Here is a 14,338-nt window from a genome sequence, read left to right on the forward strand (position 1 = left end):
ACATATTGATCGGAATGAATATGTGAAAAGATTAAATCTTCACCAATGAAGGTTGGTGTAATCGGAAAACCGGTCATTCCTAAGCACGACAATAAAAACACAAATGCTAAACGCGGATGTTCAAAGGAATGTCCGTGAAAATTTGCCAGATCGAAATTCTTTTCTCTTTGCTGCAAATAACGTAACACCGCCAAACCTGCTATACCCGATACAACCACTCCACTCAGGTATAAAAACACATGCTGCAAATTAAAATGCTCGTTAAATGAAATAGCAAGAGCATTCCAACAATGATTCATGATTAAATAAAACCATGCTTCCAACACATGTTTACGTTCGCTGAATGCTTTAAGTGTTAAGGCTAAACCAAATAAAGAAAACACAGCAGGCAAATAGGCTTTTACTTCTGCAGGAATAATTTCTTCCGATACAAAAAGGAAAAATAATCCCAATGCATATAGCGGAAAAAACAAAATGAAAGCGCGACGGAATGTCAGGAACCGCAACTGATACCCGACCCATTTAATGGGCGACCACAAATAGCGGTACATGATCATATCGAGATTAAATTCTTTTACCGACAACATGTAAAACGAATAAGCCATACGCTTGGGAAAACTATCCTCAATGGTTTCCGGACGCGGTTTAAAATTAAAAAACTGCTCGCGGATCAAATAACTTACCACCGATGGTGAAACCAATAGCTGATACGTTCTTAAAAATGCATTTCCTGCAAAGTGAATTAAGGCCAGATCATCCAGTCCAAATGCAATTTCTACGAAGATGAGTCCGATTTGAGAAATGGAAGAATAGGCTACCTGACTTTTAATGGACGATTGCACCCTTCCAATTGCAGAAGCCACCGCGCTTGTACATAATCCCAATGAGATAATCAGAATTTTCATCACCGTTTGGTGCTCCCAGAAGGGATAGGTACGAAGTAAGATAAACGCACCAATATGAACCGATAGAGAAGCATAAAAAATAGCACTGGAAGGTGTGGGTCCCTCCATCGCTCGCGGTAACCAGGAAGAAAAAGGTAATTGCGCAGATTTTGCTGCTGCAGCCAATAGAATCATTGCAGTAATAGCGATGCCAATAAAACTGTGTTCCTGCAAATGATGATTCACCAGTTCCGCATTGTTCAGTTTTGCAAAAGTTACATTCTCATGCCAGAGATGGTGACTCATCCACATCGCCAAAATTAAACCGATATCACCAATACGATATACTGAAAATACTTTCATGGCATTTTTCACCGGTAAATAACGGTGCCAGTAAAATGCAATGAGTAAGAAAGAAGAGATCCCCAGCATTTCCCAACCAATAAATAAAGTTTCTATGTTTCCGGATAAAATGGTGATGTTATATCCGAGATAGAAAAATAAAATCGTATTGAAAAAGCGTTTGTATCCATTCTCACGGTGCATGTAAAAACGGGAGTACATGGTGACCATAAACGTAAGAAAGGCACCAACCAATAAATACACTGCGGTTACTTTATCGAAATAAAGTGAAATAAAAAATTCATAGCCTTCCGATTTAAATAAGGATAAATCCTTAATGGAAATGGTATGATGCTGATGAAACAACCAGTAAATAGTGAAGGCTACTCCAAGGAGGAATTGGAGTCCCACAGAAACAAATGCCGTTCCTGAAATCCATTTTTCTTTTGTTGCAGGTAGTAGTAAACTAAACAACAATGCCGAAAATGGTAAAAGCAAAAAGAGGTGAATAAAATGTTCCATAATCATGCATTAGTCGGTTATGATCACCGGTAAATTGTCCATACTTTTTTCAAATTCCCGATCCAGATCATGCACTTCAGGAACACGATCACGGAAAGGATGATAAACTTCCCATTGTCCGTTTTTAAAATAAAACAGTTCGCGGTCGGCCGGACGTACAGCCACTAAATGCACCCATTCCTTTTCGAACCATTCATAGGTATCGGCATTGCTTTGAATGGTTTTAAGAATGACATCCGGATCATGCTCCACAATGATGAGGAGACGAATCGGATCGTGGACTTCGATCATTTGCGAGGGTAATCCAGGACGCAGATCACCATCGGCTCCGTTGGCCACTCCGAATAATCCCATCACATTGTGGGGCAATTTTGTTCCGGCACCGAGTTTATAATTATCAACCCGGGAAAAATAATACTCCAGATTTATACCTCCGCACACGGGTGCAGCTGCCTTTAAAATACCGAACAAATATTTTCCATCCGGATCTATTCCGAAATTATAGGAATTCATAAATGCTCTCCGGTCGAGAAATAATCCTTTGGTTAATTCTCTTCGTCCAACAATACACAAAGTATTCGTTGCATGGTTTAATTCCGGACGAGGCTCAAACAAGGAAACAGCGCGCTCACGGATACGATCGTGCACCGAGTGGAGATCTGCTCCTGTATTGATTGATTCGAAGCGGCGGGAGCGTTCTTTTGCATTCGCATCAAGTGCCTGCTCAAACAGTTTTATGTTTTTCTGATGCAATTCCTGATTGGAAGGAAATATACTTTCTTCATCGTAAAACATTATTTCATCCCGCGTGGTATCGTGAATCGCGCCGATGAATTGGGTGTTTTCCGGAATATCAATTCCCTTTTGCTTTAATGCTTCACGCACTTTCGGATGATTGGCCATAAAGCTGATCACGCGTGCATTTACGGAACCGGGACGACCCGAGCATGCTCCGCAATCGTAAGCCGAATAATGCGGATTGTTTACACTGCTTGCACCATGTGAAACCATGTAAATCAACGGAGCAAAATTTTCAATTAATCCGATAGAACGTAAAACACCTTCTACACGAACAATCATTTCCTCAATGGTAAAACCAACTTGCAATCCATTTTCTTTATGATCGGGATTGGTGCATTCTATTTGCAAGCGCGATCCTTTTTCCATGTGACGGAAAGAAGAAGCCGCTGCTTCTGAAATTCGCGGTCGAAAAATATTGGAGAACAAACGCAAGGCCGCCCAGAATCCAACCGTCTGAGAAATGATCCAGCCACGTATTAATCCATGCGAACGTTTGGAAAGGTGAACATCTTTTTTCCGTTTACCTTTTGCTTCAAGCTCTTTAATTAAATAGTTGGGCGTTACCGGTGCGGGACAAAGCTTCGTTACAAATTTTCCGCCTGCGGGTTTGTAAAAAAACTCTACTCCAAAAAATCCGGGAGTACCATAAGTCACACAATTCCCATCCGCATGCTCCAGATGTCGACGTATAGAACATTCGCGATCGTCGATACAAAACGCTGCCTGAAAAGAAGGATGTGCAGGCACCGGACGGTCTTTGCGGTTGCGTAAGAGTCCAGCCAATACTTCATCATAATAACTCCATTCGTAGGACTCCTGCCATAAGCGAATGACATCATGTAATTCTGAATTTTCTACCGGAGCAAATAAGGGAATCGGAACTTCTTTTACCCGTTCGCACAAAGGCTGCCAGTTTTCACCCAGGAAACTTTCCATGGCATCGATCTCCAATAAAAGTTCCAGAATAATTAAATCCGACAAGGTGATTTTTCTTCGGTCGAGCAATCCTTCCGGTTGAGATTCAAGAACAGCCACCATACCCGACCAGCCCGGATGTGCAAATTGCTGATCGTATATATAACTTTCAAACAAACGTTCATCCCCAACAATGCGTTGTAACAGGGTGTGAATTTCGAGTCGTTCTTCCATGACCATTTTCTTCACCTTTTGGGTGCGGAAAAAACTGGTAAAACTATTGCGTTCCATTTCACGAATGGAATTCAGGAAATTTTTATGGCTAATTGGAAAATTCCAAATTGAAATTCCCTGATCGAGATAGCTGCAAAGAATGCGGAACAACAAAGGATGAACCATGTTGTCGAGATCGATACCGAATTGTTTTTTCCATTGCGAGCGCAATTTTCCAATGCGTGGTTCTCCTTGTGTGGAATAGGAGTTGTGCAGCATTTTTTCTTTCCACTCGCTTAGTGCTGCTTCACCTTTATTCCGGCGAATACGGTCTTCAATAATTTCTTCGCGGATTACTTTTTTAGAATACAACTCGCGGTATTCACGAAGTGATAAGGTAACGCGGTAACCGAACATTTCTTCGGCCATGGATAATCCCTTAAAAAAGGAATTATGCTGGAACGCATGCAGCGTATTGTGGTGAACAAAATCTTTTAATGGCGCCTGGGCAGGCAGGTAATGATGCAATTGATGAAGGACATGATGTTCATCAAAAACATGGTGTTCAGTTTTCATAGTAGGACGAATAATTTGAAAATGGACAATGTTTTTAATTCTAAAAACTGTCCTGAATCAAATCAGTAATGTCCTTACCCGAAGATATACCGGCGTTGAGTAATTGGAAGAAGGTTCGGAATGTATTCCGTAAAAAATAAATGGACTAGGGAAAAATTCTAAAGTAGAACATTGAAAGGTGGACAACAGAAGCTCGCTGCGTTCATCGCCTTTATCCTTTTCAACGATTAATTCATCCGCTTCGGGAACCGCGTTGTAATCGGTGGCAGAAGGAAGTGCTTTTTGTAATACACAGATTGATTTTTCCGTTTCTTTTATTTCAGAGAAATAATGTTGAACGGAAAACAAAAATACCAGTTGGATCAGACCAAAGGTGATGAGGCGGTTAATGCGGGACGAACACATAACGATAGTGCAAATATCGTTAATATTCGTCAGTTCGCACTTGATGTGCCGTTAAAAAAGAGTTAATACCCTTATTTCAGCATTTCCTTAACCGCAGCTTCCAGTTGGAGATCCTGGCCCTTTAGGACAGTGTTCCAGTCGTTCTCCACCTGAATATCCGGAACCAGATCATGGTTTTCCACCAGATAACCATCTTTTATACTGCGCATTCCAACTTGTGGAATTCCGAATACCGTACTGTAATCAATCATGGTTTCCCACCAAACTGCCGTACCTGTACCGGGAACCGGCATACCAATCAGTTTTCCGATCTCAAGCGCTCTGTAGGTATAGGGGAAAAGATGCGCATCGGAATAATTTCCTTCCGACATTAACACACATGAAGGTTTTTGCCATTTATTCAGTGGTTCACCACCCATGTTTTTTTGTCCCCGCGGTTCAAAATTCATGTAACGTTTTCCGCTTAGCAAAGTGGCCAAATCATCATGCAGCCATCCTCCGCCGTTAAAACGCGTATCAACAATCAATGCCGATTTGGTATTTAAATTCCCAAGAGCTTTATCGAAAACTTCTCTAAAACTTTCACTGTTCATTCCCTCTACATGAACATAACCAACCTTACCACCTGAAAGTTGATCCACCATTTTTTCGCAGTTTTGAATAAAACGCAAATAAGCCAAATCACTTTCTTCCCATTGAGAAATCGGCTTAATGGTTTCGGTCCACACCGCTGCATCTTTCTTAAACTCCACCAATACCGTTTTTCCCGCTTTGCGATTTAATAAGGAATAAATATTTGTGTTTTCATCAATGCTTACACCGTCTATCGCGGTGATGAGTGTACCTGCATTTATTTTTCCGCTTTGGAGTAGTGGACTTTTTGGCATTAACTCCGCAATCTTATATCCTTTTCCGGAATAAGTCTGATCATAATAACAACCCAGCGATGCGGTTTGATCGCCATTTGGGTTCATAGAACGAAAACTTGCTCCGGTATGTGAGGCATTCACTTCTCCAAGCATTTCAGAAAGTAATTCGGCAAAATCCTGACCGGTACGAATTTCTGCAACATGTTTTCCGTATTCTTTCTTGTAAAAATCCCAATCTACACCATGCAGGTCTGCCACGTAAAATTTCTTTTTGAGTTGTCGCCATGCATGCTCAAACATGTAAGCGCGTTCTTCATTGGGTTTCCATTCGTATTGACCATCCACTGAAATTGGACTAACACTTCCGGAGCTTACATCGATTTTAACCAAAACACCATTTTTCATCAAATAGATGTTCTTCTCTTCCTTATCGAATTCCAATCCCGAAGGAGAACTTCCCATTTTAGCCAGCAATTTGGTTTCACTGTCTTTAAATTTGGTGGTCCATAAATCAAATCCTTTATCGAACTGACACAAATAAAACATCTGTGAAGCATCTTTGGTTATCAAATAATCCGATAAAAACGAAGAGTGAATCGTTAAACGAACCCTGCGATCCTGCAATCCATCTTCATCAATTTTTAAAGCTTTTACTTCTTCTTTTTTCTCTTCTTCTTTTTTACTGTCCTTTGTGTTTTTGCCCTTCGCTTCTTCTTTGCCCTTGTCTTTATCTTTATCCTTTTCTTTTTGGATTTCCTCTTCGTATTCTTTTTCCATTTTTGTAGCCGAGAATTTTTTCCAGGCCTCCTTGGTCAGAAATATCGCCTCAACATCCGTTTGCGATCCCCAGCTACCGTGCGAGCGGAATCCGTATTTATCGGTGGTCCATGCAATCATTTCTCCATCCATCATAAACTTTGGATTACCGTTTCCATAACCACTGCGTGAAATGTTTACCGGTTTTTTTCCGCCATCGGCACTTACTAATCCGATGTTTGAACTCCAACGCTCATTTTCAAAAAATTCAACCAAAAGCCATTTGCTGTCAGGAGCCCAAACAAAATTCTGGTCGCCATCGGAGTAGGAATAATTGTAAGATCCCTCCATAGCCGTAACACTTTTTCCGCTCGCCAAATCCAAAACTTTCACCGTGGTTCTTTCTTCGAGATAAGCAACTTTTTTTCCATCGGGAGAATACTTGGGCTGAAATTCTTCTTCTGCTTTATTACTAAGGCATTTTTCGGTGATGAGCGTACTGTTGTAAAAATATTTTTCGTCGGCATTACTTAAGCTGGCTTCAAATAAATCCCAACTGCTTCCGCGTTCGGCAGCATAAAGCAATTTTTTTCCATCAGGAGAAAATGAAACCGAACGTTCTTGTCCGGGTGTATTCGTAATGCGCTTGGTGGTGCTGTGATTTACGGAGCTCACAAATACATCACCGCGATATATTAATGCGACTTCTTTCCCATTGGGAGAAAGTGCAAATTCCGAAAAACCGTTTCCGGCCGACATCGGAATCAGTTCATTTTGCTGAACATCTGCTTTTACTATAATATTTACTTTTTGCGATGTATTATTTTTGAATAAGTAAATTTCTCCATCGAAACTATAGCACAAAACTCCGTCTTTAGAACTGCTTAAAAAACGAACAGGATGTTTTTCGTGTTTAGTGATTTGCGATTGGTGCGACTCGCCATTAATGGATCCTTTCCAAATATTAAATGAACCGGACTTTTCGCTGAGAAAATAATATTCGCTATCATTTATCCAAACCGGATTTCGGTCTTCACCTTTCCAGGTGGCCACTTTTTTAAATGATTTAGCTGCTACATCGTACAACACAATATCGCGCGTAACGGAGGAGGTATGGTGTTTTCTCCATTGATCTTCGTATCCTTTACGGTCGTGCATTAAAATCATTTTTCCATTCGGAGAAAACTGCAATGCTTCTGCCGGTGCACTGAAATTCATTTTTTCTCTTCCGCCATTTATTGAAACGGAATAAATCTCATGCAACACACGCGAGGGGAACATGGCGTTTTTATGATCATCTAAACGGGCCGATCCGTACCACACTTCTTTCCCGTCGGGAGAAAAGGTGTAAGGGAAATCTGAAGAAGAATGATAGGTTAAACGAAGTGGTTCTCCTCCTTCTGCCGATACCAAAAACACATCATAATTTCCATTGCGGTTGGATGCAAATGCAATTTGTTTTCCGTCGGGACTCCAAACCGGCATAAAATCATAAGCGCTATTCGAGGTAATCTGCCGTGCTTGTCCACCTTCCGACGACACCACCCAAACATCTCCATAGGCTGCAAAAGCAATTTGTTTTCCGTCGGGAGAAATACTGGGGTAACGGTACCAGGATGCAAAAAGGGAAGTTTGTAACAATAGAGCACTTAAAATAAAGGCCAGTCTCATAGCAGTGGTTTTTGGATTTAAACTAAATGTAAAACAAAAAGAGAATTCAAACGAACAATTTTATATTTTTAATTGAAATCCTAATTATTTCAGTATGATTGTTCACCACGTTATCTCATCCCGGCCGTTAAAGTCTGTTTCCAGAGGCTACACGTATAAACGTCCCCTCATTGCCACCGAAAAAAACGGTGATGCCGCGAATGAATTTCTAAGTTTTGGAAGATATACCGTGGAAGATGAGCTCAAAGCTCCGTTCTTCGTTCATAATGGAAATCACCCCGAAAGCAGAGATTATTATTTTCGTCCCGATGGCTTCCACCAACCCGGGGAAGAAAGCTCTTCCTTTTTGCGCGAAATGTTTGCGGGACTAAAAGCAGAGGGGGAAGATCTCTTATATATCTATTTATTCGGTTTCGGAAATAACGTTCATTCCGAAATCCACAAACAATTGGAGCCGCTCCATAAACATTACTACAAGAACAAGGACTGGGGTTCTCCGGTAGGCAGAATTTTATTGCTCAGCTGGCCTTCTCAGGGAAAAGCTGAGTATAAGCACGGCGAAGAAAAGGATGTAGAAAAAATGGGAATCATGCTGGCAAGTTTAATGGTTAAACTATTTAACTACATGCAAGCCGATCCCGATCAACTCTTCGAAAACTGGTCGCCAAAACTTGTATTCCACGCACAATCGATGGGAAACCGGATTCTTCAAAAAATGATGCTTGAATTGGAAGCGCTGGAACAAAATGGCGTGATTTCAGAAAACCAATTCAACGGTTTTTTCCACCGGCTGGTGATGACAGGTGCAGATTTGGATGAGGACACTATGTACATTGAGCAGGACACTCCCAAAAACGGTATTCATGCGCTGGCAAAACGTGTTATTTTATTTCACAATAAAGACGATAAAGCACTTTGGATTTCAAGAAATATTTTCGGCAGTAGTCACCGCCTGGGCGGCGATGAAGCTCCGGATCCGCGGCGTTTGCCTGATAATGTAGATCTCGTTTTGTTAACGCGAAAAGATGCAGGATTTATTGGTCACAATTATTTCCAAAACAAAGAATGTATTATCCGCAATCTGTTTAAAGCACTGCACGAAAATTACTTTAACGGAGAACCCATTCAGGAAGGAAAACGATTACTGGCAGAATTTGATCCGGAGGAAAATAAATTTATCCGTTCGGAGTATTTGGCTTAGTGGCGGGACCTTTACCTGTTCCATTTTTTTTCTTCTTAAAAAATGGTTTTTTCTTTCTGGAATGTGAAGCGGAGGATTTATCAGAGTCCGATTCTTTCCATCCTTTACCGATCTCTTCCGGAATTTCCATGCGCTTTACTTGCTGACCAATCAATGTTTCTATGCGGCGGAATTTTGGAAAATCCTTGCGGCTGATTAAGGTAATGGCCGTTCCGGTAGAAGCAGCGCGTGCTGTTCTTCCAATGCGGTGTACATAATCTTCTGCATCATGCGGAGCATCGTAGTTCACTACCAGATCAATTCCCTCTACATCTATTCCCCTCGATAAAATATCGGTTCCTATCAGAATTCTGATTTTATGATTCCGGAAATCGAGCATGATTTCCTCGCGTTCGGCTTGCTTTAAATCGGAATGAAATCCTTTACAGGAAAATCCTTTTTGACGGATGTTTCTGTAAAGATCTTTTACCTTGTCCTTGCTCGATGAAAAAATAATGATGGACTGATATTTTTCGTCCTTTAAAACAGAATACAAGAGCTTATCTTTTTCATCATCATTTAAAAAATAAACCTGCTGATCAATTCCTGCGGCCGGCTTAGAAATAGCAACGGTAACCTCAGCGGGATTGATTAAAATAGAAGTAGCGAGTTGACGGATTTTGGTGGACATGGTTGCGGAAAACAATAGCGTTTGTCTTTCCTTTGGAATATGAGAAATGATGCGCATGATGTCATCATAAAAACCCATATCCAACATACGATCGGCTTCGTCCAATACCAAAAAGCGAATGGAACTTAGATCTAATACACCGCTGATTAAAAACGACAACAATCGTCCGGGTGTAGCAACAATAATTTCAACTCCCGATTGAAAGGCTTTTTTCTGCCGTTCCCAAACTTCTCCTTCTCCTCCACCATATACCGCAATTGAGCTCACATTCACAAAATAGCTTAATCCTTCAATCTGGCGGTCGATTTGCACAGCCAGCTCCCGGGTTGGTGCAAGTATTAATACACTGGTTTTTTCGGAAGGTTCTTCCAGTAAACGATGCACAACGGGCAAAACAAAAGCCGCCGTTTTTCCTGTTCCGGTTTGTGCGCAGGCAATTAAATCTCTCCCCTGAAGCACCAGGGGAATGGATTGTTGTTGAATGGGTGTTGGGCGGAGAATGTTCATTGCGTCCAACGCATCGAGAATATAATCGTCGAGACCCAGGTCTGCAAATGCCAATTCGGTGTTATCCATGTGGCCAAGTTACCATTATTTCAACAGTTGAGCAATTACCGTTAGTTTTATAAATCCAACCTTTGGTAGTATTATGACAAGAAAGCGCATGTTGAATGATCCTTTTGTTTTACTTTGCAGCACTTCGTTCAACTATGAAACGCTTTCTACTTTTTGCCGCGGCAATTTTTCCTTTTACTGTATTCTCACAAATGAATGTTGCCACAGGAGGCAATAACAGCGATCCTTTATTTTTAGGTCCCAATGTTTTATCCGGTGGCGGACTATCCATTTTCAATGTCACCTTTTCGGGTAACAATGCGCAACAGGTGGGCTATTATTCAAATGCTTATTCAGCAATCGGATCTTCATCGGGTGTAGTTCTATCTACCGGTAAAGCCATTTCTGCCGCTCAAGCGAACGATAGTTCTGCAACTTCTGCATCCATTGGAAACAGCAATCCCAGTGATGCCGACCTTCTGACGCTCGGTAACGGAAATTCAATTTTCGATTGGTTCATTATGGAATTTGACGTTCAGGTTACCGGTAACCAATTCGGTATGCGTTATGTTTTTGCCTCTGAAGAATACCAGGAATATGTTTGCGGAAATGATGCAGATGTATTTGCCATTTTAATCAGCGGTTCAGGAATCAGTGGCACGTTTCAAAACAATGCCGATCTCATTTCGTTGGTTCCCTCCTCGAGCATGCCTGCCGGAATTAATTCCATTAACAACGGAACTCCCGGTGTGTTCGGCAACGTTGGTGGTTGCATCAACTCGGGCTCATCTGCCTATTATAACGATAATATTTCCGGTCTATTCGAATTCGACGGGTATACCGATAAACTTACCGCAACCGCAGATGTTGTATGCGATTCTGTTTATCACATAAAAATCATTCTTGCAGATATTGGAAACGATGGCTTCGATAGTGGTTTGTTTCTGGAAGAGCGCGGTGTTTACAGTAACGGTATCGGCTATTTCGATGGCGGCGCTTTTTCCGATTCAATCATTGTAGAAGGATGTCGTCCCTTTGATATTAACATCTATAACCCAACCGGATTTGTTCAGGGACAAAACATCAACATCACCCTGGGTGGTACCGCAACCAATGGCACCGATTACAACAATATCCCAAGCACTTATACCTTAAGTTCAAATGATAGTTTAATTACCATTCAAATTGTTCCGATCGCCGATGGAATTACCGAAGGATTTGAAACCGTTGTTATTTCGTATTCCCTCACCACGCCTTGTGGTGAACAGATTCCGGTTACCTATACGCTCTATATTCAAGATGAAAATCCGCTGGTAGTAGGCAACATGAATTCGAATACTACTATTTGTGCCGGAGAAACCGTTACACTGAATTTAAATGTGAGCGGCGGATTCCCTGCTTATACTGTTTTGTGGAATGGCGTTGCGCAGAATAATGTTATTGTTGCTCCCACTCAAGACATCACCTATGTGGCAGAAGTGATTGACCAGGCAGGTTGTTATTGGTCGCAGAGTTTTAATGTGGATTACAATGCAAATCCAATTGTAAATGCTGGTCCTGATATAACCGTATGTTCTGGACACGATCAGGTTTTAGGTGCTCAAATTGATGGTTATTCCGGTGCCAGTTATCAGTGGACACCATCAGCAGGATTAAATGCAAGTAATCTTGCTTATCCAACATTTAATTCTTCTACCGGTCACACCTACACGGTGAATGTAACAACAGCTGCGGGATGTACCGGATCAGATCAGGTAATTGTAACCGTACTTCCATCACCCTCGGTGAATGCGGGTCCCGACCAAACGATTACTTATTTACAAACCAATTGTTCGTTGAACGGAACTGGAGCAGGAAATGCGATGTGGAGTCCGGATTATTATTTAACCTGCAGCAATTGTTTTATTCCCACTGCAGCACCAATGGTGACAACCACCTACACATTAAGTGTAACCGGCGCAAACGGTTGTGTATCTACCGACGATGTAACCGTAACCGTTGATGTGCCAAAAGATGTTTTTGTCCCCTCCGCATTTTCTCCGAATAACGATGGCAACAACGATGTGTTGTATGCAAGAGGATACACCATTTTACACATGCACTTTATTGTTTATGATTTATGGGGACAGGTCATGTTTGACTCCTTTCAACCCGACAAAGGTTGGGATGGAACTGTAAATGGAGCTCCGGCTTCGGTTGGATTATATGTTTACACTCTCGAAGTAGAATATGTTAATGATGCAGGAACAGCCACCTTTTCCGGTGAAGTAAATCTGGTACGATGAAAAAGAACACACTCCTTCTATTAAGTCTTTGTTTTGCCGGAAAGGTATTTGCACAGGATGCACATTTTACTCAATTTGAAAATTCACCCTTTTTCATAAATCCTGCCTCTGCGGGAATGGTTGAACAGAGTGATTACCGTGGCTCATTGATTACCCGCAACCAATGGCATAAACTGGTTCGTCCCACCAACTCCACCATGATTTCTGCCGATGTTCCCTTATTACGTTATCAAGGCGGAGAGCGCAGCAGAAGTAATTTAGGTTTGGGTTTGTATTATGGTTTTTCCACCATGGGTGATAATAAAACGCGACAAACCCAAATGGGCATTGCGGTGAGTGGAATTACAACGGTGGGTGAACACAAATACCTTAGTCTTGGGATTTCCGCCGGCAAAGGAGGATTCAGAAATGACCTCAGTGCAGCAACGTGGGATAATCAATACGACGGCTTTCAATACGACGCATCACTTCCGAGCAATGAAGCATACAACGGAATGTTAAAAGCCAGGTATTTCGATTTGAATGCGGGATTAAACTTTTTAAGTCTTTCGCGCAAAAACGGAGCGAGTACCAATATTGGTGCATCAGTAGCACACCTCACTTCGCCAAAATTAAAAAATGATCCTTTACTAAATGGAAATATAGATCCACGCATCACCGCTTATTTTCGCTCGGAGATTGATTTAAAAATTAAAAATGCGCATCCGATCTTTTTAATTCCCCGTGCTATGTTTGCCATGCAGGGGGTCCACATGGAAATTCAGGCAGGAGCCAGTTTATTTGTATCCACCCAACCCACCTCGCAGGTAACTTCCTTTAAACACAAAACCGGAATTGAAGGAGGCGTGATGTATCGTTATAATGATGCTTTGGGTCTTTTAGCGGCCTATAAGAACGAAAATCTGAGAATCGGTCTTTGTTACGACCTGAGTGTTTCGGTTTACGGAGAAGCGCTGAAACGTCGCGGTGGGGCAGAATTAAGTTTGATCTATTACGGGATCAACAAAAGTTTAAGAGACCGCAAGCCGATTTACGAATAAGCAATGAACAGGCATAAAATGAAATAGGGGGCACTAGGCCCCCTATTCTCATTTGAGAAAATCTCAAAATTACTTAACGTGCTTAGAAACAACTTTCGCAAGTTCGAACATAGAGATTTGACCTTTTCCGCCGAATACAGCTTTAAGCTTAGCATCAGCATTGATCATACGCTTGTTCTTTTGGTCTTGAAGTTTGTTCTTCTTAATGTAATCCCAAATCTTCTTAACGATTTCGGTACGCGGCATAGCCTTGTTACCTACAACTTCAGCTAAAACTGCGCTTGGAGTAAGAGCACGCATGAAAGCCTCATTAGGCTTACGAGCGGTTTTCTTCTTTGGAGCAGCAGCTTTCTTAGCAGCTTTCTTAGGAGCAGCTTTCTTAGCAGCAGCTTTCTTAGGAGCAGCTTTCTTAGCTGGTTTCTTAGCAGCAGCTTTCTTAGCAGCTGGTTTCTTAGCAGCAGCTTTCTTAGCAGCTGGCTTCTTAGCAGCCGGCTTCTTAGCGGCAGCTTTCTTTTTTGGTGCAACTTTCTTTGCCATGATGATAGATTTTGTTTGTGCAATTTGGAAATAGTAATTCAAATAACAATGGGGGAAGGCAAAAAAATTTCTAACCGAGTTGCTAACAAATTCACA

General features: G+C 41.6%; 10 protein-coding genes. 4 read left to right on the forward strand and 6 right to left on the reverse strand.

Features of this window, described 5'->3' with window-relative positions:
• The 3 genes from K1X56_12870 to K1X56_12880 all read right to left on the reverse strand — a co-directional run.
• Positions 1 to 1,748: hypothetical protein (locus K1X56_12870; protein MBX7095605.1), on the reverse strand; the 1,748-nt coding region annotated here is incomplete at its 3' end.
• Positions 1,749 to 1,757: 9 nt separating this feature from the next.
• Positions 1,758 to 4,253, reverse strand: a complete 2,496-nt coding sequence (locus tag K1X56_12875) for a DUF2309 domain-containing protein (GenBank protein MBX7095606.1) — start codon at positions 4,251 to 4,253, stop codon at positions 1,758 to 1,760.
• A 57-nt stretch (positions 4,254 to 4,310) separates the two neighbouring features.
• A complete protein-coding gene (locus tag K1X56_12880) occupies positions 4,311 to 4,601 on the reverse strand; it encodes a hypothetical protein (protein ID MBX7095607.1) in 291 nt (96 codons plus the stop codon).
• On the opposite strand from K1X56_12880, the gene K1X56_12885 reads away from it, so the two are divergent.
• A complete protein-coding gene (locus K1X56_12885) occupies positions 4,584 to 4,724 on the forward strand; it encodes a hypothetical protein (GenBank protein ID MBX7095608.1) in 141 nt (46 codons plus the stop codon). The genes K1X56_12880 and K1X56_12885 overlap by 18 nt on opposite strands.
• A gap of 5 nt (positions 4,725 to 4,729) precedes the next feature.
• On the opposite strand, the gene K1X56_12890 is transcribed toward K1X56_12885, so the two are convergent.
• On the reverse strand, positions 4,730 to 7,954 hold the full coding sequence (locus K1X56_12890; protein ID MBX7095609.1) for a PDZ domain-containing protein: 3,225 nt from the start codon (positions 7,952 to 7,954) through the stop codon (positions 4,730 to 4,732).
• 94 nt (positions 7,955 to 8,048) lie between these two features.
• Here K1X56_12890 and K1X56_12895 point away from each other — a divergent pair, with 94 nt between their 5' ends.
• Positions 8,049 to 9,155 (forward strand): alpha/beta hydrolase, encoded by a 1,107-nt coding sequence (locus K1X56_12895; protein MBX7095610.1) that lies wholly within the window; start codon positions 8,049 to 8,051, stop codon positions 9,153 to 9,155.
• Here K1X56_12895 and K1X56_12900 read toward each other — a convergent pair.
• Positions 9,130 to 10,386, reverse strand: coding sequence for a DEAD/DEAH box helicase (locus tag K1X56_12900; protein ID MBX7095611.1), 1,257 nt, complete (start codon positions 10,384 to 10,386; stop codon positions 9,130 to 9,132). The two genes, K1X56_12895 and K1X56_12900, sit on opposite strands and share 26 nt — an antisense overlap.
• Before the next feature lie 149 nt (positions 10,387 to 10,535).
• Here K1X56_12900 and K1X56_12905 point away from each other — a divergent pair, with 149 nt between their 5' ends.
• A complete protein-coding gene (locus K1X56_12905) occupies positions 10,536 to 12,665 on the forward strand; it encodes a choice-of-anchor L domain-containing protein (GenBank protein MBX7095612.1) in 2,130 nt (709 codons plus the stop codon).
• The gene (locus K1X56_12910; protein ID MBX7095613.1) at positions 12,662 to 13,705 is read left to right on the forward strand and encodes a PorP/SprF family type IX secretion system membrane protein; all 1,044 of its coding nucleotides are present in this window, start codon (positions 12,662 to 12,664) and stop codon (positions 13,703 to 13,705) included. The genes K1X56_12905 and K1X56_12910 overlap by 4 nt, the downstream gene beginning before the upstream one ends.
• A 69-nt stretch (positions 13,706 to 13,774) precedes the next feature.
• Here the strand turns inward: K1X56_12910 and K1X56_12915 are convergent, their stop codons facing one another.
• On the reverse strand, positions 13,775 to 14,005 hold the full coding sequence (locus K1X56_12915; protein ID MBX7095614.1) for an SWIB/MDM2 domain-containing protein: 231 nt from the start codon (positions 14,003 to 14,005) through the stop codon (positions 13,775 to 13,777).
• Between the last annotated feature and the right edge of the window lie 333 nt (positions 14,006 to 14,338).

The organism is Flavobacteriales bacterium, from assembly GCA_019694795.1.
GTDB lineage: Bacteria > Bacteroidota > Bacteroidia > Flavobacteriales_D > UBA2798 > UBA2798.